This is a genomic window from Patescibacteria group bacterium (assembly GCA_041650895.1).
Classification (GTDB): Bacteria; Patescibacteriota; Patescibacteriia; order 2-01-FULL-39-33; family 2-01-FULL-39-33; genus CAISTG01.
Genome location: JBAZKF010000001.1, coordinates 59,308 through 82,355, shown reverse-complemented (window position 1 = coordinate 82,355; position 23,048 = coordinate 59,308). Strand labels below are relative to the sequence as shown.

The following is a 23,048-nucleotide window of genomic DNA, read 5'->3' as shown; positions in this document are numbered from 1 at the left end:
TATTTTTATTCTGATATTTAACCTAAAATTGGCAATAAAGAAAAGAAGACCATGGAAGTAATCATTAGGACGGTTACGATAATCCAGACTATTTTCATTAAGCGCTTTTTACGTATTTTCATATAAGTCAATTATAACGGAATTAACCACCCCCAGTCAATGATTTGGAAAATTAAAGACAAAATTACTCCGGAATTGACCAGACAACACCCCAACTACAACGAGCTGGTCTTACAGCTTTTGTTTAACCGAGGATTAACGGAAAAAAATAAGATTGAGGAGTTCCTTAGCCCTGATTTTGACCGGCAATTATTTGATCCTTACTTATTCAAAGATATGCGCTTGGCCGTAGAACGCTTGTTCCAGGCTTTGCTGGCTGGGGAGCATATCATGGTTTATGGCGATTATGACGCTGACGGCGTTTGTTCTACCACCATATTATTCCAAACGCTTTCCGCTCTGGGAGCCCATGTTGATACCTACATTCCTTTTCGCGAAAGCGAGGGCTACGGCTTGAACACAAAGATTGTTCAGCAGATTATTAATCAAAAATTCAATCTTGTCATCACCGTAGATTGCGGTATTGCCAATAAAAAAGAAATTGCCGAATTTACCACGGCCGGCATAGATGTCATTATTCTGGATCACCATGAAGAGCCACTGGAGTTGCCTCAGGCGTTGGCAATTATTGACCCTCAGGTCAAATCTTGCGGTTATCCCGAAAGCCCGTTATGCGGCGCTGGCGTAGCTTTTAAATTCATACAGGCCATCATTAAATATCAGCAGGAGAATAATAGTCCGATTCAATTGCCTGAGGGTTACGAAAAATGGCTGTTGGATTTGGCGGCAATCGCTACGGTCGGCGACATTGTACCGCTACTGGGCGAAAATAGGATTATAGTCAAATACGGCTTGATGGTAATGGAGAAGACCCGCAACTTGGGTTTGGCAAAAATGATGGAATTAGTTAATAATCGCCACAACAGCTTAGACACCGAATACTTAGGTTGGCGGATTGTACCGCGAATCAACGCCGCCGGACGAGTTGGCCACGCTTCCGTGGCATTTAATCTATTGACTGCCGAATCGGAGGAAGAGGCGGAAAAATGGGCGCAATTTCTTGAAAATAACAACAAGGAAAGGCAGCAGATCACCAGTAAGATTCTAGAAGCCGCCTTCATTCAAATAGCTAAAACCGCCGAAGAAGAACATATTCTAATCGCTGAAGGCGAGGGTTGGGCGGCAGGAGTAGTCGGGCTGGTAGCCGGACGTTTGGCTGACAAGCATCGCCGGCCGGCCCTGGTATTCACCAAAGAAGGCGACAAGTATTTGGCATCTGGAAGAAGCATTGAGGAATTTGACATTACCGAGGCGCTTAAGCAATGCCATGACTTGCTCGCCAAATATGGCGGACATCCCCAGGCTTGCGGTTTGACGATTATTGGCGAGGATAATTTTCAAAAATTTAAAGAGAAAATCCGACAATTGGCGAAAGGAAAATTAATCGGGCTTGATCTGACTCCGACTTTGTTGATTGATACGGAAATAAAACTATCCCAAATCGATTGGCAATTATTAGAGGAAGTCAGTAAATTTGAACCGTTCGGCGAAGATAACGAACAACCGCTATTTGCCGCTTTCGGTTTGTCGGTGGAGCAAGTGCAGACGGTCGGAGTCGACGGCAAACATCTTAAGGTGTTAGTGTCGCAAAACGGGGATTTATCCAACTTACACAAGTTAATTGGCTTTTCTTTTGGCGAATGGTGCGCGCGACTCAAAGCGGGGGACAAGATTGATATAGTTTTTGAGCTTGGCGTAAATGAATGGAACGGCAATAAAGAATTGCAATTGAAAATTGAAGATTTAAAAATAAGTGAAAAATAAAACCGCCTCATATGGGCGGTGTGAAAATTCTTATCGGATCGGATTTAACGATCATGGCTTTCTCCTTTCAGGTTGTTGATTACGCTATTTGAAGTTATAATTAAAGAACAATAATAGAAACATAACTCTTTATACTGAAAAAGTCAATATGAAAGCAATAATTTATTCTGATGGCGGAGCGCGGGGCAATCCCGGTCCGGCCGGTATCGGAGCCGTAATAAAAATCGGCGAGAAACAACTGGAACTTAAACGCTATATCGGCGAAGCCACCAATAACCAGGCGGAGTATCGCGCTTTAATTTTGGCTCTGGAGCATGCCTTAGAAAACGGGGTAACCGAGGCTGAATGCCTTTTGGATTCCGAACTGGTGGTAAAGCAATTAAATCGCGAATACCGAGTCAAAGATAAGGATCTGGGAGTACTGTTCATTAAAGTCTATAACCTAAGCACCAAATTCAAAAGAGTCACTTTCAAACACATCTATCGCGAGCAAAACAAATTAGCGGACAAACTAGTCAACGAAGCGATTGATAGACACGAATAAATATAAAAAAATACCTCGCAGCAGCGAAGTATTTTTTAACTGAATATGACTATAAGCCGAATTCTGTATTTTTTACTAACCTTGCGGCCGTAAAAAACGATAGTCATCTGTCTGTCATTGCCGTTACCGGCATGATCAAGCCCCCGAAACGGGGTTGCACCAGGTAGAGTTTACCACAACTGCCCATCGCTGGGAGTTGAGTAGGGTGGCATTAATTTGAGGAGATATCTCACTCTCAACTTAATACTTCGCTACACTTTTCACCTTTCGCGAAATACTTGCGCATCTCGTTAGTATTGTCTCTGTGGAACTGGTCCTCGGCCAGCCTTACGACTGTCCGGGTGGGCGTTACCCATTACCGCGACATTCCGGCTTGCGCCGAAAAGGGTGTTCGGACTTTCCTCTCTTCGGCCTAAGGCCAAAGAGTAACTATCCGTCATACTCAGTGTTATAATTTTATCACAGATGTTTAATTTTGTCAAGACTACGCCTTGATTTATCCTGATTTATGTGCTATACTGCTAAATAGAAAAAATAATGCGGGATCGTCTAATGGTAGGACACGCCCCTCTGGAGGGTGGTATCGGGGTTCGAGTCCCTGTCCCGCAGCCAGTTTCGCTTTTCATTTTTTAAAACAGAATTCCAACCGTTTTTTGGCTTAAATTCAAATTTTTTGCCTTGCAAAATAAAGTTCGAGCCGATTTTTTTAATAAATGCTCTAATCTCTAGAAGGTCGCCGCCATTGGCGACTTTTTTGGTTTGTTTATTGGCGAAAAGGAATTCTCTCATCGGTTCGAGCCAATTATTTCCTGTTTGCCTGATTGACTGGATTTTGTCCTCAAAAGTGATTTTTTGATTGATGAGCTGTTCTTTCTTGCGCAAATAGTCGTCCTTGTCCAATAACCCTTCTAATCGGTCATCTAATAACTTGTCTAACTTGCTCTCTAGGCCACCAATTTGCGCTTTAACCTCATCAATCAGACCAATAGATGACTTCATATCGCTTTTCTGTTCCTCGTCCAGTTTGGCGAGCATCTTGTCAATCCAGTCATCAGACAAAGAAGCTTTTTGAAAAAGGCCATAGAATTGCTCCAGCAAGTTTTCTTCGCGGATATACTTTTCATCGCAGGCTCCGAGCTTTTTCGTACAGCGATAATAGATATGGCCTTTTTGCCGTTCAGCGGTAATGCAGGCGCCGCATTTGCATTTCATTAGTCCTGTAAATGCGTAGTCGTGCTTGTCTTGCCCGAGCGGCCGGCCGCGATCCCGCATTACCGCCTGAACTTCATCAAAAAGCTTCTTGGAAATAATCGGCTCGTACTTGCCTTGGTATATTTCGCCATTAAACTTGAATACTCCGCAATAAAAGGGATTGCTCAATATATTAGAAATCATGCCGACAGTCAGGATTTTTCCTCGCTTACTGGTCAGACCGATATCGCAAAACTTATCTTTTAGAAATTTAAGCGAAAATTCTCCCGTGCTGTACATCTCAAACATCTTGATTATCAGCTTGGCGCGCAGAGGATCAATAAGCACGGTTTTAGCCATGCGGTCATTAAGATAGCCAATAGGCGCTTTGTTGGGATATTCGCCACGCCTTAACTTTTGTCTGAATCCGCGCTTAACATTTTCGCTTAAATTATCAATATAGTATTTGCTCTGGCCGAAAGCGATATTGAGCATGAATTTACCTTGCGGAGTATTCTCAAACCAAAAAGTCGGGAATTTCAGCGTTTTAATCTGGCCAATATCCACCATGTAGATAATCTTCCCACCATCAACGCTATTTCTGGCCAATCTATCTGGGTGCCACGCTAAAATTCCGTCGGCTTCACCTTTTTCAATCCGAGCGAGCATTTCGCCGAAAATTTTTCGGCCTGGTTCTTTGGCGGTTTTAGACTCGCAGAGCGAGTCAGCAATTTCCAATTTTTCTTTGGCGGCTAACTCCTTCAGCTCTGCGAGCTGGGCTTCAATTGAAAGGACTTGACGCTCCTCTTCGTCTGTCGACTTGCGGGCGTAAAGAAAGTATTTCATATTTGTATTGAATTAAAGAAAAAGAAAAAGTTTGATTCTGGCGTTCCGATAGTAATCGGAACCAAGGCAAAAAATTTGAATTTAAGCCAAAAAACGGTTGGAATTCTGTTTTAAAAAATGAAAAGCGAAACTGGCTGGGTGTTTATGAACAAATCCGAACCGAATTTCAACAAAAATTATGATCGGTCAGGCGGAATTCCCCCCCCAAACCCCTCCTTCCGCCCGACCGAAACATCTGGACGGCTGAGGCGGAATAAAACCGCCAAAGAACCAGATTAAAAAAATCGGCTCGAACTATATTTTGGACAAAATCAAACTTTTTCTTTTTTTTAACACAAACCCCCACTTCTCTATTGTATTATACAACAATATTGTTAAGATATACAATAATTGGTAAAATATCTGTGAATAACTATGCATAAATTAAGCAAAAAACTTGCCGTTAATTTTAAACGGATACGAGAGGAAAAAGGCCTAACTCAAGGCGACGTTTTTCGTTCAAGCAGAATTGACCGCGCCTATATCTGCCGGGTGGAAAGTGGCCGGGTAAACCCTACATTAGAAAATTTATATAAATTAGCCAATGCCTTGGGAGTTGAAGCGTGGGAATTACTAAAATAATTAATTTCATGAAACATCATATTGTTGCGATTGGAATTTCTAAGCATAAGAATCAAATTACAAATCTAGCGTTTGCAGAAAAAGATGCAACAGAGTTTTTCTCATTATTTCAACAAAATATTAGCAATATTGGGTATAATAAACTTTTAGTTGATGAAGAGGCGACTCTTTCAGAAATCAAGACTGCGTTAGGAAAAGAATTACTGGATAATATCGAGTCAGATGACGTTTTCTTCTTTTTCTATTCCGGTCACGGAGCATTAGTTGATGATCCTAATAATATTAATTCAGGACTTAGCTTTTTAGTGCCGTATGATGCAACTCATGATATTGTAAATACTTGTTTATCAGTAGAGGATATAAAAAATATTTTCACATCCCTAAAATCAAAAGTAAATTTAATTTTTATTGATTCTTGTTTTAGTGGGTCAGTAAGTAAAAATGCCAAAAATTACCCAATCCCCAATACCAAGGGATTTAAAAATATTAAATCATTTTCAAATACAGTAATTGGTAATGGTAGTATGATTTTTACTGCCAGTAAAGATGATGAACTTTCAATCGAAGATCCTGAACTTAAAAATGGTTTATTTACATATTATGTACTTGATGAACTCCAAAAAAATCGTCCTAGTGAATATTTTTCAGCTACAGACATTTTTAGTCCAATCGCAGAAGGTGTAAGCTCTCGTGCTAGGGACAAATGGAAACACACTCAAACACCAACCATGTTAGGTAAATTAGAGGGTAATCTCACTCTCCCAGTGTTTAAAAAGAGGTTGCATTTAAAGCCCGAAACCATTGAGATACCAAAAACGCCAGAATTACAAAATGCTATTTTTTCTGTGCCAGTGATTGATTTAACGATGGATGAAAAAAACAAACTTTTGCAGGAAACAATTAATTTTGTTGTTGGTTCTTCCGGGTCTAGTGTGGAAACTATTAATATATTAAATTTTGAGAGATTGTGCCACAAATTAATCACTAAAATAAAAAAGGAATGGGAAATAATTTTTCAGGAAATTGGTCAGGATGTGGATCGCATACCAGAGGCTATTTCGCGCATGGAAGCGAGTAGTTATCAGTATATATATTTAGGTGCTACAATTTCAGTATATGGCAACAAAAATCAGATAAAAATATACTGTGAATATCTGACAGCTTTAGTTGAACTTACAAATAATAAATCCGGTCTAATTTCTCTGATTGCGGTTCCGGAAGTTATAATTGTTGAAATCTTATACATTATAGCTACTATTTGTATAGCCAGAGATAATTATGCGCCACTCAAAATTTTACTTGAAACTAAGTTCGATAATCCAAATTACTTTGATCAGCCACCGATGTCTTTTTTAGAAGATAATCATTTTCATTATACTCGTGCCCTGACTGGTCATTCAACTAAAGTGAATGAATACATTAGGGAATATTTAAAAAATCAAGATTGGCTTATTGAATTAGTACCAAAAATGGATGGAAAAATTGAAAATTTTCAATTTCAGGCCAATTTCCTACTTGTTGTACTGTCCGAGCATAATGGGGAACCTTTATGGGCTGATTTTGGCAGATATTATGGAGAGAGAATTATGCCATTCGTAAAAAAAATTCTATTTGATAAAAATATTCGTATACAGCTTGCAGGATTAATGAATTTACAAGAAACTGAGGTAAGACTAAAATTAATTGAATACATCACAACGATACAAAAAAGAGGTCTTAATAATTATTGGTGGGAGTCTATTAATCCCGCGCATCTAATGACAGACGAAGAAAAAAAAGTGGCTGGGATTAAATAAAGTTAATTTTATAATATTAGTTTGAATCTAAAATAAAATGTATATTTGTTATGATAAAAAAATATTACATTGTATTTATGTCATTACTATTTCTCCTGTTTTTAAGTGGTTGTAGTATTGGTAAATATGAAAGTATGACTGCTGAGGAGTGGTCAGATAATTATTATGAATCTGAAGATAAATACGATAAATTTAGAAGCTGTGTTGAAGATTATGATAGCCTAAGCTTTCAAGAAAAAAATCAATATGGTGGCGTATTTTATTATTGTGAATAAAATAATTTTGGTATGATCATATAAGATTAATCGTATATGGAAATAATTCAAATAAAAGAAACATTATTAATTCCCAAAGATTATATCTTTAAAAAAAGATATAATCTTTGGATAGGTTTAAGTTTTGGTAATAAATGGTTCACGAAAAATAATCTTGAAAAACTTATTGATTTTGGCCTCATACATACTAAAAAATCCTTGTTAATTTTAATCCCAGGGAGACTTCAGGTTTCTAATTTAAGGTATATTGATAATTTAAGCAGAGCACAATCATTAAAAAAGGCTTTCGAAATGGAAGATGAGAAAAGACAAGAAGTCGAAGTAATCGTCTCAAGATTGCCCGCAAAAGATCAAAAGAAGGTTGTTATCGCCAACTATGATGATGCTTTAACGCCAAAATTTGTTAAACAACGAGAGGTATTAATGAGGGAATTTTCTGAACAAAAGGCTTTTTATAATTCGGTAATGGAAATTTCTAACGAAATGCTAAAAATACGAGGACGCACTATTTCAAAAGATCGAGCCGAGTCAGTGGCTCTTTATGTCCTACAAGAATTGCCATTATTTTTGAATGGAGTTTCGATTATTAATCGTGGTGAATTGTATTCAGTTATTTTGTATCCGGGATTAGGTAAATTTGATGAATTAGTAGTAAAAATTATTAAAAGTAATGAGTATAATGGTTTAAGGAATAAATTAAGAATTATAAATAAAACAGGCATAGCCGATATCGAATAATATATGGATTTTCAAATATCTAGAATGAATATTACGGACATTGATGAGATTTATAAACTAGGTGCTTTACAGAAAGAATTTGCTAGTGCTAGTGGAATTTTTTGGAGTAAAGAACAATTAAAAAAATGGTGTCAAAGTCCTAGTGATGTTCTGTTAGTGGCAAAAACAAAAAATGAAATTATTGGCTTTTCTTTTTATTCCGCTCACATACCAACAAAGAAAATTACTTGGGAAAATCTTTACGTGACACCATCCGCTCGCGGATTGGGAGTGGCCGCAAAATTAACAGAGGAAGGATTGAAGCAAGTTAAAGATCTTGGATATACTTATATTATGCTTTGTGTGAATGCCGAAGATCAGGAGTTATTTTCTAAGTTTATCGAAAGATATGGATTTAAAAGAGAAGGCACTGTTCTGTGGGTTGATAAAATTATATAATTAATGCCGCCAAAGAAAAATTGGAAATTGCAATTTCGCCTCAGCCGTCCAGATGTTTCGGTCGGGCGGAAGGAGGGGTTTGGGGGGGAATTCCGCCCGACCGGTTATGACCCATTCGACTTCGCTCAGGGCAAGCTTTTCTGAAATTCGGTTCGGATTTGATTAAAGACCTCCAGATGCGACAAAATGCCCCTATTTTAGGGGTATTTTTGTATACCGAAATGTGGACGTTAGAACTGTTTGATATTTTAACAACAAGATAGTAAAATAAACTTGAGATTTATGAACAAGTTTGAAAAAAAATCTTCTGAAAGTCGACACACCCATTTGTTAAAAACATTGGAAACATATCAACAATCAGTTGATATTTGGGGTCATGGAGTTTCAAATCGAGAAATAGCTGATAGTATTCTTGAAAAAGGACTTCGAACCAAATGGAACGCCATACATGATATCGCCTGTAGAATTCCAGAAAATCAAGATTCTTTGCTACACAAGTTAGATGGTTGGGATTATGGTGGCAGAACAATTATTATTCTAATTGCAGTACCCAAAGGATTCGACTCTTCTGATTTTGGAGGATATTCAGCACGTGAAAGATCAATCAAGGCATCAAGTGAACATATTTTTTCTAAAACGGAAGATAGTAATGTTATTTCTCCAGAAAACATCATCGGATTTATCAATACGGATACTTCTGAATTCATTGCAAACCCTAAATTTTCCGATAAGCATTCAATTAAAAAATGATTACAAAAGCTATAGTGAGTGGCGTGATGGGGCAATAATTTTTTAGATAACTATTATGAGACCGTGTCAGTGTTAGCTAATTACAATTTTCAGAACTCAAAAACATTTTATCAATCCATAGAAATGAAAAAACTAAAAAATGTAACACTGTTTGGTCTTGACTGTGTTGATATTGATCGACTTATAAAAGCCGCAGAAATTTGTTGCAAAGATTTTGAATTTGCCGATATTAAATTATTATCATCAATTTCTTCCGATAATAAAAATGTCATCAAAATCAACCCCGTAGAATCGATTAAAAAATACTCGCAATTCATTCTCAAGGAGTTGAATAATTATATAAAGACTGATTTTGTTTTGATTATTCAATATGACGGTTTTATTTTGAATTCCACTGCTTGGGATGATGAATATTTGAAATACGATTATATTGGTGCACCATTATGGGTAAAAGATAAGTTGGTTGTTGGCAATGGCGGTTTTAGTCTGCGAAGCAAGAAACTGCTAGAAATATTGCAAAATGATCCAAGTATTAATATTGAAGATTCACCAAGCCACAAATATGCGGAAAATGAAGATTGGATTATTTCTGTCATTAAACGTAAATATTTAGAAAACTTAGGCATAAAATTCGCTCCAGTTAAATTAGCGCACAAATTCAGTTTTGAAAAAAATAAAGAATACGGTGCCAAATGGAATGGTCAATTTGGTTTTCATGGCCTTAAATGGACTGACATTTCAGACTGGATAAAGAAGCATCCCGAATATGGGATTAAGAATGAATTGAGAGAAAAACCGAATGAACATTTCTAGATTCTATTATTAATATCACTAAAAGATTGGAAATTGCAATTCCGCCTCAGTCGTCCAAATGTTTCGCCTGTTTGCCGGCAGGCAGGTTCCGCCCGACCGATTATGACCCATTCGACTTCGCTCAGGGCAAGCTTTTCTGAAATTCGGTTCGGATTTTATTAAAAACCTCCAGCCAATACACGCTAATTCAAATGACTGAGTCCCCTCAATTATTTAGCTTCAAAAATACCACGGTTTTGCCGTGGTATTTTTAGTATTCAATATTATCTTATTGCAAATAAAAGGAAATCTTTGACTCTGTTCTTCAACTCATCATTTGAGATGTCATGTTTTTTATTATCAGCAATTATTATTGTCATATTATACCAAGCAAAATCTTCAGGCGTAAAATCTTTTTCATTTTCAAGTGGTATATATTTTATAATAAATCATTATGCAACCCCTTTCCCAACAACAAATCCTATCTGAAGGCGAAGCAATCCAACAAGACATTATTGATTTGCTTGCAGAAACCGAGAGCGACTTTGCACTGGAAGATATTCTTGATGCCATTTATCAAGAAGAAGATAATGATGATATGTCGACGATTATTGCTAGGTTCGACCGGGGCGGTGATGTCTCGGAATTAAGTAATATTTTAGAAACAATAACTGACGCTTGGAATTACTTCCCTCATATGGCTTTGGGCGGCCTTTCTCCGATGGAAAAAGTGTTAGAATACCAGGAAAAGCAGAAATAGTAAGAAAAGATAGAATTATTAATATTTGCGATAAAAATGCCAATAATTACTGGCATTTTTTTGTTTAATTTTAGGTAAATATACATAATATTTCGATTAATTGTGGATAAAATACTTGACAAAATAATGTCTATATGCTAATATATAGTAATTCTTAGCTGTATGGCTAAGTCGTTTCCTTGCTTGAATGGCGGGGAATAAGGAGGTTGTGCGCGTTCCTCGGCTAATGCGCAGCAGCACATTGAAAGGAGTGTCGTATGACACAAAGAAAAGAAGAAACACACCTGGTGGACGGCGGTCCATCAAAACTCGATCTCATGCTTGCCCTTTTCGATACTGAGCTGGGTGAGCGGACAGTAGAATTTCATACGCCCGACTATATCCACACCCATGACGCGTATGATATTACCGTCAAGATTGTTTCCGCCAGAAGGCGGCATCCGACCGCAACGATTTGGGAAATCGAGGGAATCGTCGTCGAACCGAAGGATTACAAGAATGAAAACGTCAGAGTATCCATATACTATCTCTCCGATACTCGCAAGGGCGAGATGAGATTCGAGGAAGAGCTCAGAACTGACCATATCTTGGATGAATCGAAAGATTCCAAGAAGGCGCGGGCGCTCATGATCGTTATCCAAAAGATGATTGCCCTCTATCAGAATACTCATCGCGGAAACTTCTGTGATGGTATATTCAAACTTTTTGAAACGGCGCAACGCGTCAGCTACGCAAAAGACAGCGATTCGCTCACTAAAGCCATCAACGAAATCCAATAAAGGAGAGATACGACATGAAACAGACTATTCTGGATTATTTGTGGGTTATCGTGGCCTATTTGCGCGGCAAAGTGCTGCGGCAAAAGGCTTACCGCCCGCAAGGTGCAGGCGAATTGGCCTTCTTCCAAGCGGCGCGCGGCGCGAATTTCAGACGAATCTCCATCCTTTCCAAGTGGTGGGGTTATCGGCTGGCCACGCTCGACGAGCTGCTCAGCGCTCATTTCAATCAACCCGATTTGATTCCGCCTGCAACGCCGACAGTCTCTTATGGCGGAAACTACGATCGCGTTTCTATTGGCCACTTCGGCTCCGACGGATTGACGTTTGATCGCTCCCTCGAACGCGATCATTGGGGATCGCTGGGATTCCTGCCAATCAGTCGCTAAGCAACGCGGCAATTGCACACATCACGCCACTCAGGGTTTATCCTTGGGTGGCGGTTTTTATTTATTGAAAATGAGGCAGTCAATTTTTTACTGTCTCATCAAATTTTAATCTAAAATTAGACACAAATTACACTTTTGTGTTTCTTTTTGAAAATCCTGTTTTAGTGTCTCATTTGTCTCATTTTTTTGTCCAAAATTCTATATTTAAAATAGTATCAAAGTACTGTCGCATTTGTCGCATTTCATAACATATTTATACCCGACCGAGACGCCTAAAATTGCCTCTGAAAATAATTCCGAAAACCCTTATAATACTTGATATGGATCGGTTCTAGACCGAGTCAGTCAGCAAATAAAAATACAGCTTAATTAGCTGTATTTTTATTTGTCTATGTGAGTGATTCGAACAGGTAGCGAGCGAGATATAAGTCGAGGCAGAAGCCGAGACGGATAATTGAGCGACGGCAATCGCGACCCTGGGAGCGATTGACGGCTACTCAGGACAAGTGGGGTTGTCGCTTTTTGGCGACAACCGAGCGCGTAAATCCCTGTCCCGCAGATGCGACAAAACACCCCCTTAGGGATATTTTTGATACCGAGATGTGAACATTGGATTTTTTTATGATGTTTTGGTAACATTATGTTATGAATAAAAAATACTTATGGAAATGATTATTAGTAAAATTGAAAAAAAAATAAAATCATTATTTTCTAATGAAAGTAGTGGGCACGATATTTACCATTTGAAAAGGGTTCTGAACATCGCTAATTATTTGCAAAAGAAGGAAGGGGGGGATAGGACAGTTATTGCCGTTGGAGCGTTTTTGCACGACATCCACAGAATCATAGGAAACGAGACTGGCAATTTTTGCTCGCCAAAAAATTCATTGCCAAAAATCAATAAAATTATTAATGAGACAAAATTGACTTCTGAACAAAAAAATAAAATACTGCATTGTATTGAATACCACGAGGAATATAATTTTTCTAAAAGAGGCAAAACCGTCTCGGACATTGAAACCTTGATTATTCAGGATGCCGATAACTTAGATGCTATGGGAGCTATTGGAATTGGTCGGACATTTGCATACGGAGGCGCTCAATCTTTAAATATGTGGGTTCCGGAAAAATCGTTTAAACGCAAATACTTTGATGAAAATAAAGAGGATATATCCACCATTCATCATTTCTATAGCAAATTATTGAAACTAAAAGATAATATGAACACGGTTACGGGCAAGAAAATGGCCGCTAAAAGGCACAAATATATGGAACAATTTTTGCAGGAATTTTTCAATGAATGGAAAGGAGTTAAATAGGGATATTCTAAGCAAATAAGTATTAGTATTGACGGAAACAATTAAAAATTGTAAGCTAACACTTCATATAGTTCGTTCGTACCTAAGAAAGGAATCCATAATGGCTTTATTCACCAAATGCATTCTGGAAAGTCCTGAGCCCCAAGACGGAATACGGATATCAATTATGAGCCGGCATACACTTTCAGACGGCATCACTCCTGATGCGCGGATACAAAAATTTGATATTCATATGCCTATTCTGGGTCCGTCGCCTAAACTCATCGGTGATTACTGCAAGAGAGGCATTTCTTGGGCGGAGTTTGAAACAAGATATCTTAACGAGATCAAACAAGAACCAAAATGTTCATTAATAAATTACTTGGCTTGTTTGGCGATAAAAAATGACGTGACTTTGCTGTGTATTGAAGAAACATGCGAACATTGCCATCGCCGGCTTCTAGCAGAAGCTTGCCAATTGTTTATTCCTAAGCTACTAATTAAACACCGCTGATTAATTTCAGTGGTTTTTATTTCACTATTAAATAAACAATATATAAATAACATAAACCATGATATAATTATCAATATGATTTATGATTTAGCGATAATCGGTGCCGGACCAGCCGGACTAATGGCCGCCAATCGCGCCGGGGAACTCGGCGCTAAAGTGATTATAATTGAAAAAAACCGCCAACCGGGAATAAAATTGCTGCTTAGCGGCAATGGCCGTTGCAACCTAACCAATAAAATTGACAACCATAGAATACTGGCTGATTGCTACGGCAATAATGGCAAATTTTTACTATCCGGCTTCAGCCAATTTGACGCCGCAGATGCAATCGCTTTTTTTGCCGCCAGGGGAGTCAAAACGAAAGTAGAGGACAATAATCGGGTCCTGCCTCAAAGCGATCAGGCGCGAGACATCCTAAAAGCCCTGCTTGCTGACTTAAAAAAATATCAGATAAAAATAAAAACCGACTCAGCCGTAAAAAAAATCGTTGCTCAAAATAATAAAATCCAAAAAATTATTTTAGCCAAGGGCGAAGAAATAACAGCTAAAAACTATCTGTTGGCAACCGGGGGCAAATCTTACCCCTTGACCGGCTCAACCGGCGAAGCCTATGCTTGGTTGCAAAAATTAGGACACACAATCATTGAGCCGCGGCCAGCCTTAACTCCGATCGTCTTGCAAGAAAGGACCAATAAATCATTAGAGGGCGTAAGCTTTAAAAAAATCAAGTTAACAGTCAAACAAAACAACCGCTTAATAGCTCAAGAAAACGGCGATATCATCTTTACCGCTAACGGCATCAGCGGTCCGGCCGCGATTAACCTAAGCCGACTGATTACTGACAGGCTAAGCTCCGACACCGCCATCATTGTGGACTTTTTTCCATCGAAAACCGAGAGCCAAATTGATACTAATCTTAGGGAATTATGGCAAGCACAAAAAAATAAAACCATAAAAAATTCTCTAACCGTTTTGGCGCCAACCAAACTGATTGATGTTGCCTTAAAGTCAGCCGGAATCGATCCTGACAAGCAAGCCAACGTTGTTACTCGCGCAGAAAGAAAATCATTGGTTTCATCATTCAAGGGACTTAAGGCCGCCATTAATAGATTAGAAGGGTATGACAGAGCCATAATCACCAAGGGCGGAGTCAAAATCAATGAAATCGACCCTAAAACCATGCGTTCAAAAATCATTGCTAACTTATATTTAGCCGGAGAAATCTTGGATTTAGACGGACCGACGGGCGGTTTCAATTTACAAATCTGCTGGACCACCGGCTATGTCGCCGGCGACAACGCCGCCTAAAAAATCCAAATATCCCAAATACCAAAAATCATTGTTTTTTAAATAAAATCTTTAAAATTGCCGACTTTTGTTGGAATACTGTCAGTTATTCGCTATATATTGACAATATGCGACATCTTTGCTAAGCTTAATTATCATTCCAGATAAAGTTGAGACAACCAAAGGAGGAAGGGATGCGCTAGACAATTAATTAATGACGATCGACGCTCTTTAATAATCAATTTGTTTGATAAAAAAATAAAGGAACAAACAAGGCAAGGGAGACGGACAAATGAAAAAGGCGTTGTTGTTGACTCTGTTATTCTCACTGGGTGCAATAGCTATGTCTGGTTGCGTGGTCAGTCAGGCCGATAGTGTCCCAGCTTCATCGTTCTTCGCGGGGTTGAGCAGTTGGACCATATTCAATCTTTTCGTATTCGGCGGACTGGGCTTCTGGATTTATTGTTCCGTCTGGCTGGTTATCCTTATATGCTACTGCACTGATGACGAATGGCGAACGCCCATAATTTTGATTGCGGTCGGCCTGGTTATTATGTGGCTTGTTGGCGCCTTTAATCCCTTTATGATGCTATTTAAATACGCCTACGCCAATCCCTGGGTTATCGTCGGCATTATTGTCGGCTACATCGTGATCGGCCTGGTTTATGCAAGCATCAAATTAAAGTTGCTGAGTATTTCTTTGGCGGAAAAATATGGCAAGCACCTTGAATGGTTCCTTAACCATAAAAATATTAAGGGAGCCCAAATCCCCGATGATCTATTGCGAGAATGGGATAACTCTTGCGATACATATAGCGTCGATAACAAACCCAGTCTCGAAAAATACAAGGAGAAGCTGCTCTTCTGGTGGGTTTGGTGGCCGCTATCAATGCCACATACGATCCTGCGAGAATTCGTGGTCAGGTTATATGAAAACTTGTACAATTTCTGCAAGGGATATTTTGAACGAATTTTACTGTCCAGCTTTGCTAAATTCAACCAGCCGAAAAGCAAAGGCTGTTAGGTAAAAAATTACGCTTTTAAAATCTGACCATTCAAGCACCACGCCGGAAATCCATTCCGGCATTTTTTATTGATAATTTTTAAGCAGTCTGATAACAATCTCAGTAAACATCGGGTCTATAAAAATAATCTTCCCTCCCTTGTTTGTTTTTCTGAAAAATATCGGCTATGATTGAAGTATGAAAAAAAATCAAGACAAAAAAGTCGTAGTGGCCATGTCCGGCGGAGTGGATTCCTCGGTAGTTGCGGCACTATTAAAAAACCAAGGCTATAATGTCATGGGCGTTTTTATGCAATTTTGGTTTCCCAGCGGAGAGAAGTATGGCGAGAATCGCTGTTGCAGTTTGGCGGCCTGGAATGAGGCCAAAGAGGTGGCGCACCTACTGGATATCCCGATCCATAAAGTCAACTTCGGCAAAGAGTTCAAAAAAATAATTGTTGACGAATTCTTGGCCGAATACAAAGCCGGCCGGACGCCCAACCCCTGCGTAGCTTGCAATAAGTTCATCAAGTTCAAATTACTACTGGATTATGCGCGGACAGTTTTTGATGCGGATTATGTCGCCACGGGACATTATGTGCGGCTCAAACCGCAAGTTAAAAATCTAAAAACAGGAGCCATACGCCAATTTGATTTATACCGCCCCAAAGATAAAAACAAAGATCAAACATATTTTTTATACAACCTAAAGCAAGAACAATTAAAACATCTCTTGTTCCCCTTAGCCGGTTACACCAAGGACCAGGTTAGGGGATTAGCCAAAAAATTCAAATTGGCCGTGCACGCCAAACCCGATAGCCAAGAAATCTGTTTTGTCGGCCAAAGCCACACGAGATTCCTAAAAAAATATTTGGGACTGAAAGAAGGAGAAATTATTAATGAAAAAGGCGAGGCTGTCGGCAAGCATCAAGGACTATCCCTTTATACCCTGGGCCAACGCAGTGGCATCGGCTTATCGGGCGGGCCTTGGTATGTCATCGGCTTTAACCGCAAAAAAAACAAGTTAGTAGTGTCAAAAAAATTCGATAGCGATAAACTGTATAATCGACGGGTATTTTTTAAGTCCGCCAACTGGCTGACGGGAAAAATCCAGCTACCCTTATCCTGCGAAGCGCAGATCCGCTATCATGTCCGGCCGGAAAAATGCCGAGTCAAAAAAATCGGTCGGCGCTATCTGGCGGAATTCGTCCAGTCTCCTCGCGCCGCCACCCCCGGACAATCAATCGTTTTTTACGACAATAATCAATTGCTCGGCGGAGGTGTTATAGAATGATTGACTAACGGGATTATTTATGGTATATTGCGTCAACACCAAGTCCTTTGAAAAATAAAAACAAAAGGAGATGACTAATGCGCTTATTGAAACAAATCGGCGAGTTAATCGCTTGGCTTCTTGTCGCCTTAAGGTCGTTAATTCTCCTTCCGATTTTCTGCTGTTCTGCAGCCATTTGCTGTATCCTTTATATTGTCTGGCTACTGTTTCTGCCACGGGAATTCTTATGGCACTTCTGGATTCGACCCTGTGGCTGGCTTTGCCTGAAAATTCTCGGCCAACGAGTGGAGTTCAAGGGACAAATACCGAACTCGGCCGACGGACCATATCTGTATCTGATTAATCATCAATCTTTTCTGGACGCCTTTTTGGTGGCATACGCCATGCCGGAAAGAATCACCGGCGTCGGTGCCGCCAAATACTTCCGATTGCCGATTTGGGGCTGGATGATGAAGGCCCACGGCATTATTCCCGTAGACAATAAAGATCGCAAACAAGCAATCGCCTCTATGAAAAAAATAGAAAAGGCGATCAATGCCGGCGAATCACTAGCGGTCTTTCCGGAAGGCGAGAGAAGCAAAACCGGCCGGTTGCAAGAGTTTAAAAAAGGCGCTTTTCATTTGGCAAAAAATGCCCAGCCCGTTATCATTCCTTGCGTAATCAGAGGTGCCTATCAGTCATGGAGGCGCGGCAGCTTAATGGTCAGACCGGGGATCATAACTTTTGAATTCCTGCCGCCGATTCTACCCGCGGAATATGAGAATTTTGATTTTAATGAATTGAGAAAAAAATTGGAAACAGTTATAGCTCAAGCACTTGCATAAAACAACAACAAGACAAGGGAGGAAAGAATCATGCTCTGTCCGAAATGCGGCAAGCCAATGGATCTCCTGCCTAAATTATACCGCCATAGCGGTTTAAACTGGTTCGGTTGCAAAGATTGCGACACAGTAATGGAACAAACCTGCAACAGCGTTAGCGGGGCAGTCCAAAAAGTCAGGGATTATTTTCCCGGCTATAAGAAATATCAAGCAGCCTTAAAACGCCTGGCCAAAGAGGAAAAATCACGATTGCGCTTGCCGGTGAAAGACATTAAAGCGGGGGAATATTATTTCCAGACTACCCATAATGATGAACAAGCAAAAAAACCACTGGACCCGACCGGATTTGATTTAGTGCGATTAACAGGTAAATGGCCGAGTTATTATTTACGCTATTTGAACTCTCTCTGTCTCCAATTAGCTGAAACAGGAGGATGGTGCCAGGCCAGCTACGACTTTTATCCGGCCACAGAAACAGAGGTGGCCGAGGCCAAAAACCGACAAAAAGAACTGGATCATAAAAGAGTTGAAGAATTAATTGACAAATTCTGACGACCGCCTATGGTCAATGTTAACAGCACTTTTTAGCACCGATTAATCGGTGCTTTTTATTTAAAATTAGATAAAATTATTTAATCTTCAAACAGCAACTTGACTTATCTATAAAATTATGCTATCATAGATCAGATATACGGATGTTCCGTATTCATCTCCTGAGAGGGAGAATGTTCTTTGAAAGAAGAAGATGGCCGATAGGCCAGGAAGGAACGCATCATGGCTAATGAAGATTCGCAATCAACGGCGGTTGCCGGCACAGACCCAACCCTGAACCTGATCGATTGTTTAGGAATGGCAACTCCGGAAGCATTGGGTTGTCTGGTGAAAGTCCTATGTAAGGGACTCCAAGCGATAGATGGCGAGGTATCGAAAATAATAATACTCCTTCATGGCGGTAAACTAGATTTTAAGAAAATCGTCAGAAGTATTGATGGCACAATAAAATCATGTGACCATGGGATAGACGATACCTGCCGTATTATCAACATAGTGACTAAACATGTTTTAGATAGTCAAAACAACATAAACGGCCTTACGATTAAGAAGTGGATGGAGGCCCTATGCCAGAATTATTTTTACTGCAGTGATGAATTCAAGCTTGGTCTTATTTTATCTTTATTGGAATTGGCAGGATCATGGGACCGTCGAATACCCCAGGATTTTAATGATGGCCTGGACGACATTCTTGTTCACTTAGTGAATAACGCACAAGGAATATCGAAACATCTGCTTGATGAAAAATATCGCGGTCGATTAAGCAATGCGATAAAGAGATGTTTTCGTTGCAGCGACCACAGCAAGGTTTTTACCTCTGTTAATATCGGGGACTTATCAAGTCGCGTCCGTGAGCAATTCGATTACCTGGCTGGAACAGAAATACTAAGCTTGGTAATTTTAAAGGAGATGAATTATGCTTTTTTCGGGTCACTGAATACTGAGGAAGCAACGAAGCTCATCAAGAGGGGACTGGCCACCCCGGAGCCGACTAAACCGACTGTATAACGCACTTTAACGCCCGCGCGGTATACATCCGCCGGGCGTTTTCATTTTACGCAATTTATTCAACCACATTTTAATTAGTTTAAATTTGCCAAAATCAGCTGATTTTGTTATCATTTCATATATGAAGTTGATCCCGCCGCCAAGCGGACGGAGTATTTAAAGGACTTCCAATAAACTAAATTAATCAAGGTTTTGGTCATTAACTATACGCCATAAGCCACGCATCGAACTATGACTGCCAAAGATCTCAAAACAAAATTTCTTGAGTATTTTGAAAAGAACGGCCACGCCATTATTCCCGGCGCGCCGTTAGTGCCGGAGAATGATCCAACCGCCCTATTCACTACTGCCGGCATGCACCCCTTAGTACCATACTTATTAGGTGAAAAACATCCCTGCGGCAAACGGTTAGTCAATGTCCAAAAATGCATTCGTACCGGCGATATTGACGATGTCGGCGATGCTTGGCATCTGACCTTATTTGAAATGTTGGGCAATTGGTCATTGGGCGATTATGGCAAAAAAGAGGCTATCACTTTAAGTTTTAATTTTTTAACCAAGGAATTAGGAATTTCTTTGGACAAACTGGCTTTTACTTGTTTTGCCGGTGATGATGATGCGCCACAAGACAGAGAATCATTCGCTCTCTGGCAGGAACTGGGGGTTCAACCGGCGCGCATCGCTTACCTGCCCAAAGCCGACAATTGGTGGGGCCCGGCCGGCCAGACCGGCCCATGTGGCCCGGATACGGAAATGTTTTATTGGTCCGGCGAAGAGCCGGCACCGGCGGAATTTGATCCGAGCGACAAACACTGGGTGGAAATCTGGAATAACGTATTCATGGTTTATAACAAGACAGCCGACGGCAAATATGACGAGCTGACACAGAAAAACGTGGACACCGGCATGGGTGTGGAACGCACCGTGGCCACTTTGGACGGCAAATCCAGTGCTTATGACATTGACCCGCTTTATAGTATTGTCGCCCAGGTCTGCGCCTTATGCGGCCTCTTGCCTGCTGAATTAGGACCGGAAGAATTAAAACCGGTCAGAATTATCGCCGACCATTTGCGCGCCGCCACCTTTCTTTTGGCTGACGGCGTAGTTCCGTCTAATGTAGAGCAAGGTTATGTCTTACGTCGTTTATTGCGCCGAGCCATTCGGTTTGGAGTCGAACTGGGCGTCAACTCTCCCTTCACTTACCAAGTAGCCGAAGCAGTGATTGAACTGCAAGGCGGTTTCTACAAGGAACTGCGAGAGAAGCGCGATCAAATCATTGATGAGCTCAATAAAGAAGAAGAAAAGTTCAATACTACTTTAGAGAACGGCTTAAAAAAATTTGATAAGTTAAAAATAGAAAACAAAAAAATCTCCGGCACAGACGCTTTCCAGCTCTTTTCTACTTACGGTTTTCCGATTGAGATGACGCGGGAATTAGCCAAAGAGAAAGGATTAACAATCGACGAAGAAGAGTACCAAAGAGAATTTGCCAAACATCAGCAGACCTCGCGCCAAGGAGCGGAAAAAAAATTCAAGGGTGGCCTGGCTGACAACTCCGAATTATCGGCGCGTATGCACACTGCCACCCACTTAATGCTGGCGGCCATGCGCCGAATCTTGGGTGATCATGTTTTTCAACGCGGTTCCAATATCACCGCCGAACGCATTCGGTTTGATTTTTCGCATCCGGAAAAAGTTACGCCTGAACAACTGGAACAAATAGAAAATCTAGTCAATGAGCAAATAAAAAAGAATCTACCCGTTGTCAGTGAAGAGTTGTCCATTGAAAAAGCCCGCAAATGTGAAGCCATGGGAATTTTTGACAGCAAATACGGCGACCGCGTCAAAGTTTACAGCATTGGCGGCGATGCCACCTTTGAACAATGCTTTTCCAAAGAAATCTGTGGCGGACCACACGCTAAAAATACCGGAGAAATCGGACATTTTAAAATTGTCAAAGAGGAAGCATCTTCATCCGGCATCAGGCGCATCAAGGCAATTCTTGATTAATTGTAAAAATCCTAATACCCGCCGTTGTCTAAATAGACATCCCGGCGGAACAATAATCGTGAAAGGAGGGGATAATGAAAGAATCAGCTTATTTAGTTCTTTTAATATTTTGCCAACACTATTTCGTTTTTACTTTAGTATTAGCGCTTTTTGGCTTCCTGCTTTACGGCATGATGCAAATCATTAATGATAACGAACGTTTGCGTCGAGAAAACAAAGGCCTGAAAAGAAAGCTAAATGAGCAAAATGGGGCTGGTAAGACAAAACCCTAACCCGTTTGCCATTTGGCGGCGGGTTTTTCTTGACAATAAGCCGAAATTACTATAAAATTAAATTAAATTCGGCAAGTATTGACAAATATACTCAATCTGCTATAATTATCTCAGATTTGAAAAAGACAAAATTTGGCTTAATTTCCTTAAAAGTATGACAGATTTTGGATGCAAAGAGGGGAGCCGTGAGTTTTTGTTTTATCTGAAAAAAATTTAGCTTTATTCACTGTTTTAACCAATCAAAGGCTAAAACAAGGATCATTAAAGTAATTTGTTATTAAAGAATAACCTTACAATGTCACAACAACCAGAAAATGCCGCCGACTCTAAGGATTTCTTGGAGTTAGATGGCGAGGTGACGGAATCATTGCCGTCAGCCAATTTCCGCGTTAAGTTAATGAACGGCCATGAAATCTTGGCTCATTTGTCCGGCAAAATGCGAATGTTTAACATCCGCCTGTTACCCGGCGATAAAGTCAAAATCCAAATGACGCCTTATGATCTGACTCGCGGACGCATTACTTATCGTTATTAATTCAGTAGCTTATGGCATACAGCATACAGCTAATGGCTAAAAGCCAAGAGTGAGTTTTGCCTACCTTAATTTCTTATTTCTCAATTTTTATCTTTATGAAAGTTAGAGCTTCAGTTAAAAAAATCTGCAAGGATTGCCAAGTTATCAGACGCAAGAAGCGCCTGGTTGTTATTTGTAAAAATCCCAAGCATAAGCAACGCCAAGGGTAATAATCAAGTCAAGCAGACTTTATAAACTTTATAAACTAAAATATTATGGCAGTTAGAATCGCAGGAGTTACCATCCCCAATAATAAAAGAGTAGAAATCGCTTTAACTTATATTTTTGGCGTAGGTAAACCGCGCGCCAGCAAAATCCTGGCCAGCATCAAAATCAGTCCTGACACCAGAGTTAACGATTTGACTGAAGAACAAGTAATCGCCTTAAGAACAGCCGTAGAAAAAGGCGGCTTTAGTATTGAAGGCGATTTGCGTCGTGAAGTCATGAGCAATATCAAACGCTTGAAAGAAATCAAAGCCTACCGAGGAATCCGCCACATGAAAGGATTGCCGGCTCGCGGCCAACGCACCAAAACCAACAATCGCACTGTGCGAGGCAATGTCCGAAAGACCATGGGTTCTGGCAGAAAAGATACCAGCCAAAAAACTTAATCAA

The 23,048-nt window shown here is 40.1% G+C and carries 25 protein-coding genes, 1 tRNA gene and 1 other RNA gene; 26 read left to right on the top strand and 1 reads right to left on the bottom strand.

Annotated elements, in window-relative coordinates:
• The first annotated feature begins 159 nt into the window (after positions 1-159).
• Positions 160-1,884, top strand: coding sequence for a single-stranded-DNA-specific exonuclease RecJ (gene recJ / locus WC473_00465; GenBank protein MFA5124287.1), 1,725 nt, complete (start codon positions 160-162; stop codon positions 1,882-1,884).
• 148 nt (positions 1,885-2,032) lie between these two features.
• Positions 2,033-2,428 carry a ribonuclease HI family protein gene (locus WC473_00460; GenBank protein ID MFA5124286.1) on the top strand — a complete coding sequence of 132 codons (396 nt, stop codon included), beginning with the start codon at positions 2,033-2,035 and terminating at the stop codon, positions 2,426-2,428.
• Between the two features lie 36 nt (positions 2,429-2,464).
• Here WC473_00460 and rnpB read toward each other — a convergent pair.
• Positions 2,465-2,873, bottom strand: an RNA gene (rnpB, locus tag WC473_00455) — RNase P RNA component class A.
• A 93-nt stretch (positions 2,874-2,966) separates the two neighbouring features.
• Here rnpB and WC473_00450 point away from each other — a divergent pair.
• From WC473_00450 to rpsM, 24 genes are all read left to right on the top strand, one after another.
• Positions 2,967-3,040 (top strand) — tRNA-Gln (locus WC473_00450).
• Between the two features lie 1,839 nt (positions 3,041-4,879).
• Positions 4,880-5,086 (top strand): helix-turn-helix transcriptional regulator, encoded by a 207-nt coding sequence (locus WC473_00445; protein MFA5124285.1) that lies wholly within the window; start codon positions 4,880-4,882, stop codon positions 5,084-5,086.
• Between the two features lie 8 nt (positions 5,087-5,094).
• The gene (locus WC473_00440; protein ID MFA5124284.1) at positions 5,095-6,882 is read left to right on the top strand and encodes a caspase family protein; all 1,788 of its coding nucleotides are present in this window, start codon (positions 5,095-5,097) and stop codon (positions 6,880-6,882) included.
• Positions 6,883-6,959: 77 nt separating this feature from the next.
• Positions 6,960-7,157 carry a hypothetical protein gene (locus tag WC473_00435; protein ID MFA5124283.1) on the top strand — a complete coding sequence of 66 codons (198 nt, stop codon included), beginning with the start codon at positions 6,960-6,962 and terminating at the stop codon, positions 7,155-7,157.
• Between the two features lie 36 nt (positions 7,158-7,193).
• A complete protein-coding gene (locus WC473_00430) occupies positions 7,194-7,895 on the top strand; it encodes a tRNA-dependent cyclodipeptide synthase (protein MFA5124282.1) in 702 nt (233 codons plus the stop codon).
• A 3-nt stretch (positions 7,896-7,898) separates the two neighbouring features.
• Entirely contained in the window at positions 7,899-8,333 is a 435-nt protein-coding gene (locus WC473_00425) for a GNAT family N-acetyltransferase (GenBank protein ID MFA5124281.1), read from the top strand.
• Between the two features lie 282 nt (positions 8,334-8,615).
• Complete coding sequence (locus WC473_00420; protein ID MFA5124280.1) at positions 8,616-9,083, top strand: hypothetical protein; 468 nt, start codon at positions 8,616-8,618, stop codon at positions 9,081-9,083.
• Between the two features lie 123 nt (positions 9,084-9,206).
• The gene (locus WC473_00415) at positions 9,207-9,896 is read left to right on the top strand and encodes a DUF5672 family protein (GenBank protein MFA5124279.1); all 690 of its coding nucleotides are present in this window, start codon (positions 9,207-9,209) and stop codon (positions 9,894-9,896) included.
• 433 nt (positions 9,897-10,329) lie between these two features.
• Positions 10,330-10,635, top strand: a complete 306-nt coding sequence (locus WC473_00410) for a hypothetical protein (GenBank protein ID MFA5124278.1) — start codon at positions 10,330-10,332, stop codon at positions 10,633-10,635.
• A gap of 317 nt (positions 10,636-10,952) precedes the next feature.
• The gene (locus WC473_00405) at positions 10,953-11,414 is read left to right on the top strand and encodes a hypothetical protein (GenBank protein MFA5124277.1); all 462 of its coding nucleotides are present in this window, start codon (positions 10,953-10,955) and stop codon (positions 11,412-11,414) included.
• Positions 11,415-11,428: 14 nt separating this feature from the next.
• A complete protein-coding gene (locus WC473_00400) occupies positions 11,429-11,800 on the top strand; it encodes a hypothetical protein (protein MFA5124276.1) in 372 nt (123 codons plus the stop codon).
• A gap of 662 nt (positions 11,801-12,462) precedes the next feature.
• Positions 12,463-13,119, top strand: a complete 657-nt coding sequence (locus WC473_00395) for an HD domain-containing protein (GenBank protein ID MFA5124275.1) — start codon at positions 12,463-12,465, stop codon at positions 13,117-13,119.
• A gap of 166 nt (positions 13,120-13,285) precedes the next feature.
• Complete coding sequence (locus WC473_00390; protein ID MFA5124274.1) at positions 13,286-13,612, top strand: DUF488 domain-containing protein; 327 nt, start codon at positions 13,286-13,288, stop codon at positions 13,610-13,612.
• Between the two features lie 75 nt (positions 13,613-13,687).
• Positions 13,688-14,920, top strand: a complete 1,233-nt coding sequence (locus WC473_00385; GenBank protein ID MFA5124273.1) for an NAD(P)/FAD-dependent oxidoreductase — start codon at positions 13,688-13,690, stop codon at positions 14,918-14,920.
• 271 nt (positions 14,921-15,191) lie between these two features.
• Positions 15,192-15,923 carry a hypothetical protein gene (locus WC473_00380; protein ID MFA5124272.1) on the top strand — a complete coding sequence of 244 codons (732 nt, stop codon included), beginning with the start codon at positions 15,192-15,194 and terminating at the stop codon, positions 15,921-15,923.
• Between the two features lie 178 nt (positions 15,924-16,101).
• Positions 16,102-17,196, top strand: a complete 1,095-nt coding sequence (gene mnmA / locus WC473_00375) for a tRNA 2-thiouridine(34) synthase MnmA (GenBank protein ID MFA5124271.1) — start codon at positions 16,102-16,104, stop codon at positions 17,194-17,196.
• A 77-nt stretch (positions 17,197-17,273) separates the two neighbouring features.
• Positions 17,274-18,020, top strand: coding sequence for a lysophospholipid acyltransferase family protein (locus WC473_00370; GenBank protein MFA5124270.1), 747 nt, complete (start codon positions 17,274-17,276; stop codon positions 18,018-18,020).
• A 30-nt stretch (positions 18,021-18,050) separates the two neighbouring features.
• The gene (locus tag WC473_00365) at positions 18,051-18,569 is read left to right on the top strand and encodes a hypothetical protein (GenBank protein MFA5124269.1); all 519 of its coding nucleotides are present in this window, start codon (positions 18,051-18,053) and stop codon (positions 18,567-18,569) included.
• A gap of 222 nt (positions 18,570-18,791) precedes the next feature.
• A complete protein-coding gene (locus WC473_00360) occupies positions 18,792-19,577 on the top strand; it encodes a hypothetical protein (GenBank protein MFA5124268.1) in 786 nt (261 codons plus the stop codon).
• 231 nt (positions 19,578-19,808) lie between these two features.
• On the top strand, positions 19,809-21,587 hold the full coding sequence (locus WC473_00355; protein MFA5124267.1) for an alanine--tRNA ligase: 1,779 nt from the start codon (positions 19,809-19,811) through the stop codon (positions 21,585-21,587).
• A gap of 74 nt (positions 21,588-21,661) precedes the next feature.
• Positions 21,662-21,859, top strand: a complete 198-nt coding sequence (locus WC473_00350; GenBank protein MFA5124266.1) for a hypothetical protein — start codon at positions 21,662-21,664, stop codon at positions 21,857-21,859.
• A 295-nt stretch (positions 21,860-22,154) separates the two neighbouring features.
• Entirely contained in the window at positions 22,155-22,394 is a 240-nt protein-coding gene (infA, locus tag WC473_00345; protein ID MFA5124265.1) for a translation initiation factor IF-1, read from the top strand.
• A gap of 95 nt (positions 22,395-22,489) precedes the next feature.
• Complete coding sequence (rpmJ, locus tag WC473_00340) at positions 22,490-22,603, top strand: 50S ribosomal protein L36 (protein MFA5124264.1); 114 nt, start codon at positions 22,490-22,492, stop codon at positions 22,601-22,603.
• Positions 22,604-22,648: 45 nt separating this feature from the next.
• Positions 22,649-23,044 (top strand): 30S ribosomal protein S13, encoded by a 396-nt coding sequence (gene rpsM, locus WC473_00335; protein MFA5124263.1) that lies wholly within the window; start codon positions 22,649-22,651, stop codon positions 23,042-23,044.
• Positions 23,045-23,048: the final 4 nt, after the last annotated feature.

What these genes read in the sequence shown, in the direction of transcription:
- WC473_00355 (MFA5124267.1), top strand. Translation starts at nt 19,809, where the DNA reads ATGACTGCCAAAGATCTCAAAACAAAATTTCTTGAGTATTTTGAAAAG.
- WC473_00410 (MFA5124278.1), top strand. Translation starts at nt 10,330, where the DNA reads ATGCAACCCCTTTCCCAACAACAAATCCTATCTGAAGGCGAAGCAATC.
- WC473_00435 (MFA5124283.1), top strand. Translation starts at nt 6,960, where the DNA reads ATGTCATTACTATTTCTCCTGTTTTTAAGTGGTTGTAGTATTGGTAAA.
- WC473_00365 (MFA5124269.1), top strand. Translation starts at nt 18,051, where the DNA reads ATGCTCTGTCCGAAATGCGGCAAGCCAATGGATCTCCTGCCTAAATTA.
- WC473_00425 (MFA5124281.1), top strand. Translation starts at nt 7,899, where the DNA reads ATGGATTTTCAAATATCTAGAATGAATATTACGGACATTGATGAGATT.
- WC473_00400 (MFA5124276.1), top strand. Translation starts at nt 11,429, where the DNA reads ATGAAACAGACTATTCTGGATTATTTGTGGGTTATCGTGGCCTATTTG.
- WC473_00415 (MFA5124279.1), top strand. Translation starts at nt 9,207, where the DNA reads ATGAAAAAACTAAAAAATGTAACACTGTTTGGTCTTGACTGTGTTGAT.
- infA (MFA5124265.1), top strand. Translation starts at nt 22,155, where the DNA reads ATGTCACAACAACCAGAAAATGCCGCCGACTCTAAGGATTTCTTGGAG.
- WC473_00350 (MFA5124266.1), top strand. Translation starts at nt 21,662, where the DNA reads ATGAAAGAATCAGCTTATTTAGTTCTTTTAATATTTTGCCAACACTAT.
- WC473_00445 (MFA5124285.1), top strand. Translation starts at nt 4,880, where the DNA reads ATGCATAAATTAAGCAAAAAACTTGCCGTTAATTTTAAACGGATACGA.
- WC473_00405 (MFA5124277.1), top strand. Translation starts at nt 10,953, where the DNA reads ATGCTTGCCCTTTTCGATACTGAGCTGGGTGAGCGGACAGTAGAATTT.
- recJ (MFA5124287.1), top strand. Translation starts at nt 160, where the DNA reads ATGATTTGGAAAATTAAAGACAAAATTACTCCGGAATTGACCAGACAA.
- rpsM (MFA5124263.1), top strand. Translation starts at nt 22,649, where the DNA reads ATGGCAGTTAGAATCGCAGGAGTTACCATCCCCAATAATAAAAGAGTA.
- WC473_00460 (MFA5124286.1), top strand. Translation starts at nt 2,033, where the DNA reads ATGAAAGCAATAATTTATTCTGATGGCGGAGCGCGGGGCAATCCCGGT.
- WC473_00380 (MFA5124272.1), top strand. Translation starts at nt 15,192, where the DNA reads ATGAAAAAGGCGTTGTTGTTGACTCTGTTATTCTCACTGGGTGCAATA.
- WC473_00440 (MFA5124284.1), top strand. Translation starts at nt 5,095, where the DNA reads ATGAAACATCATATTGTTGCGATTGGAATTTCTAAGCATAAGAATCAA.
- WC473_00390 (MFA5124274.1), top strand. Translation starts at nt 13,286, where the DNA reads ATGAGCCGGCATACACTTTCAGACGGCATCACTCCTGATGCGCGGATA.
- WC473_00420 (MFA5124280.1), top strand. Translation starts at nt 8,616, where the DNA reads ATGAACAAGTTTGAAAAAAAATCTTCTGAAAGTCGACACACCCATTTG.
- rpmJ (MFA5124264.1), top strand. Translation starts at nt 22,490, where the DNA reads ATGAAAGTTAGAGCTTCAGTTAAAAAAATCTGCAAGGATTGCCAAGTT.
- WC473_00360 (MFA5124268.1), top strand. Translation starts at nt 18,792, where the DNA reads ATGGCTAATGAAGATTCGCAATCAACGGCGGTTGCCGGCACAGACCCA.
- WC473_00395 (MFA5124275.1), top strand. Translation starts at nt 12,463, where the DNA reads ATGGAAATGATTATTAGTAAAATTGAAAAAAAAATAAAATCATTATTT.
- WC473_00430 (MFA5124282.1), top strand. Translation starts at nt 7,194, where the DNA reads ATGGAAATAATTCAAATAAAAGAAACATTATTAATTCCCAAAGATTAT.
- WC473_00370 (MFA5124270.1), top strand. Translation starts at nt 17,274, where the DNA reads ATGCGCTTATTGAAACAAATCGGCGAGTTAATCGCTTGGCTTCTTGTC.
- mnmA (MFA5124271.1), top strand. Translation starts at nt 16,102, where the DNA reads ATGAAAAAAAATCAAGACAAAAAAGTCGTAGTGGCCATGTCCGGCGGA.
- WC473_00385 (MFA5124273.1), top strand. Translation starts at nt 13,688, where the DNA reads ATGATTTATGATTTAGCGATAATCGGTGCCGGACCAGCCGGACTAATG.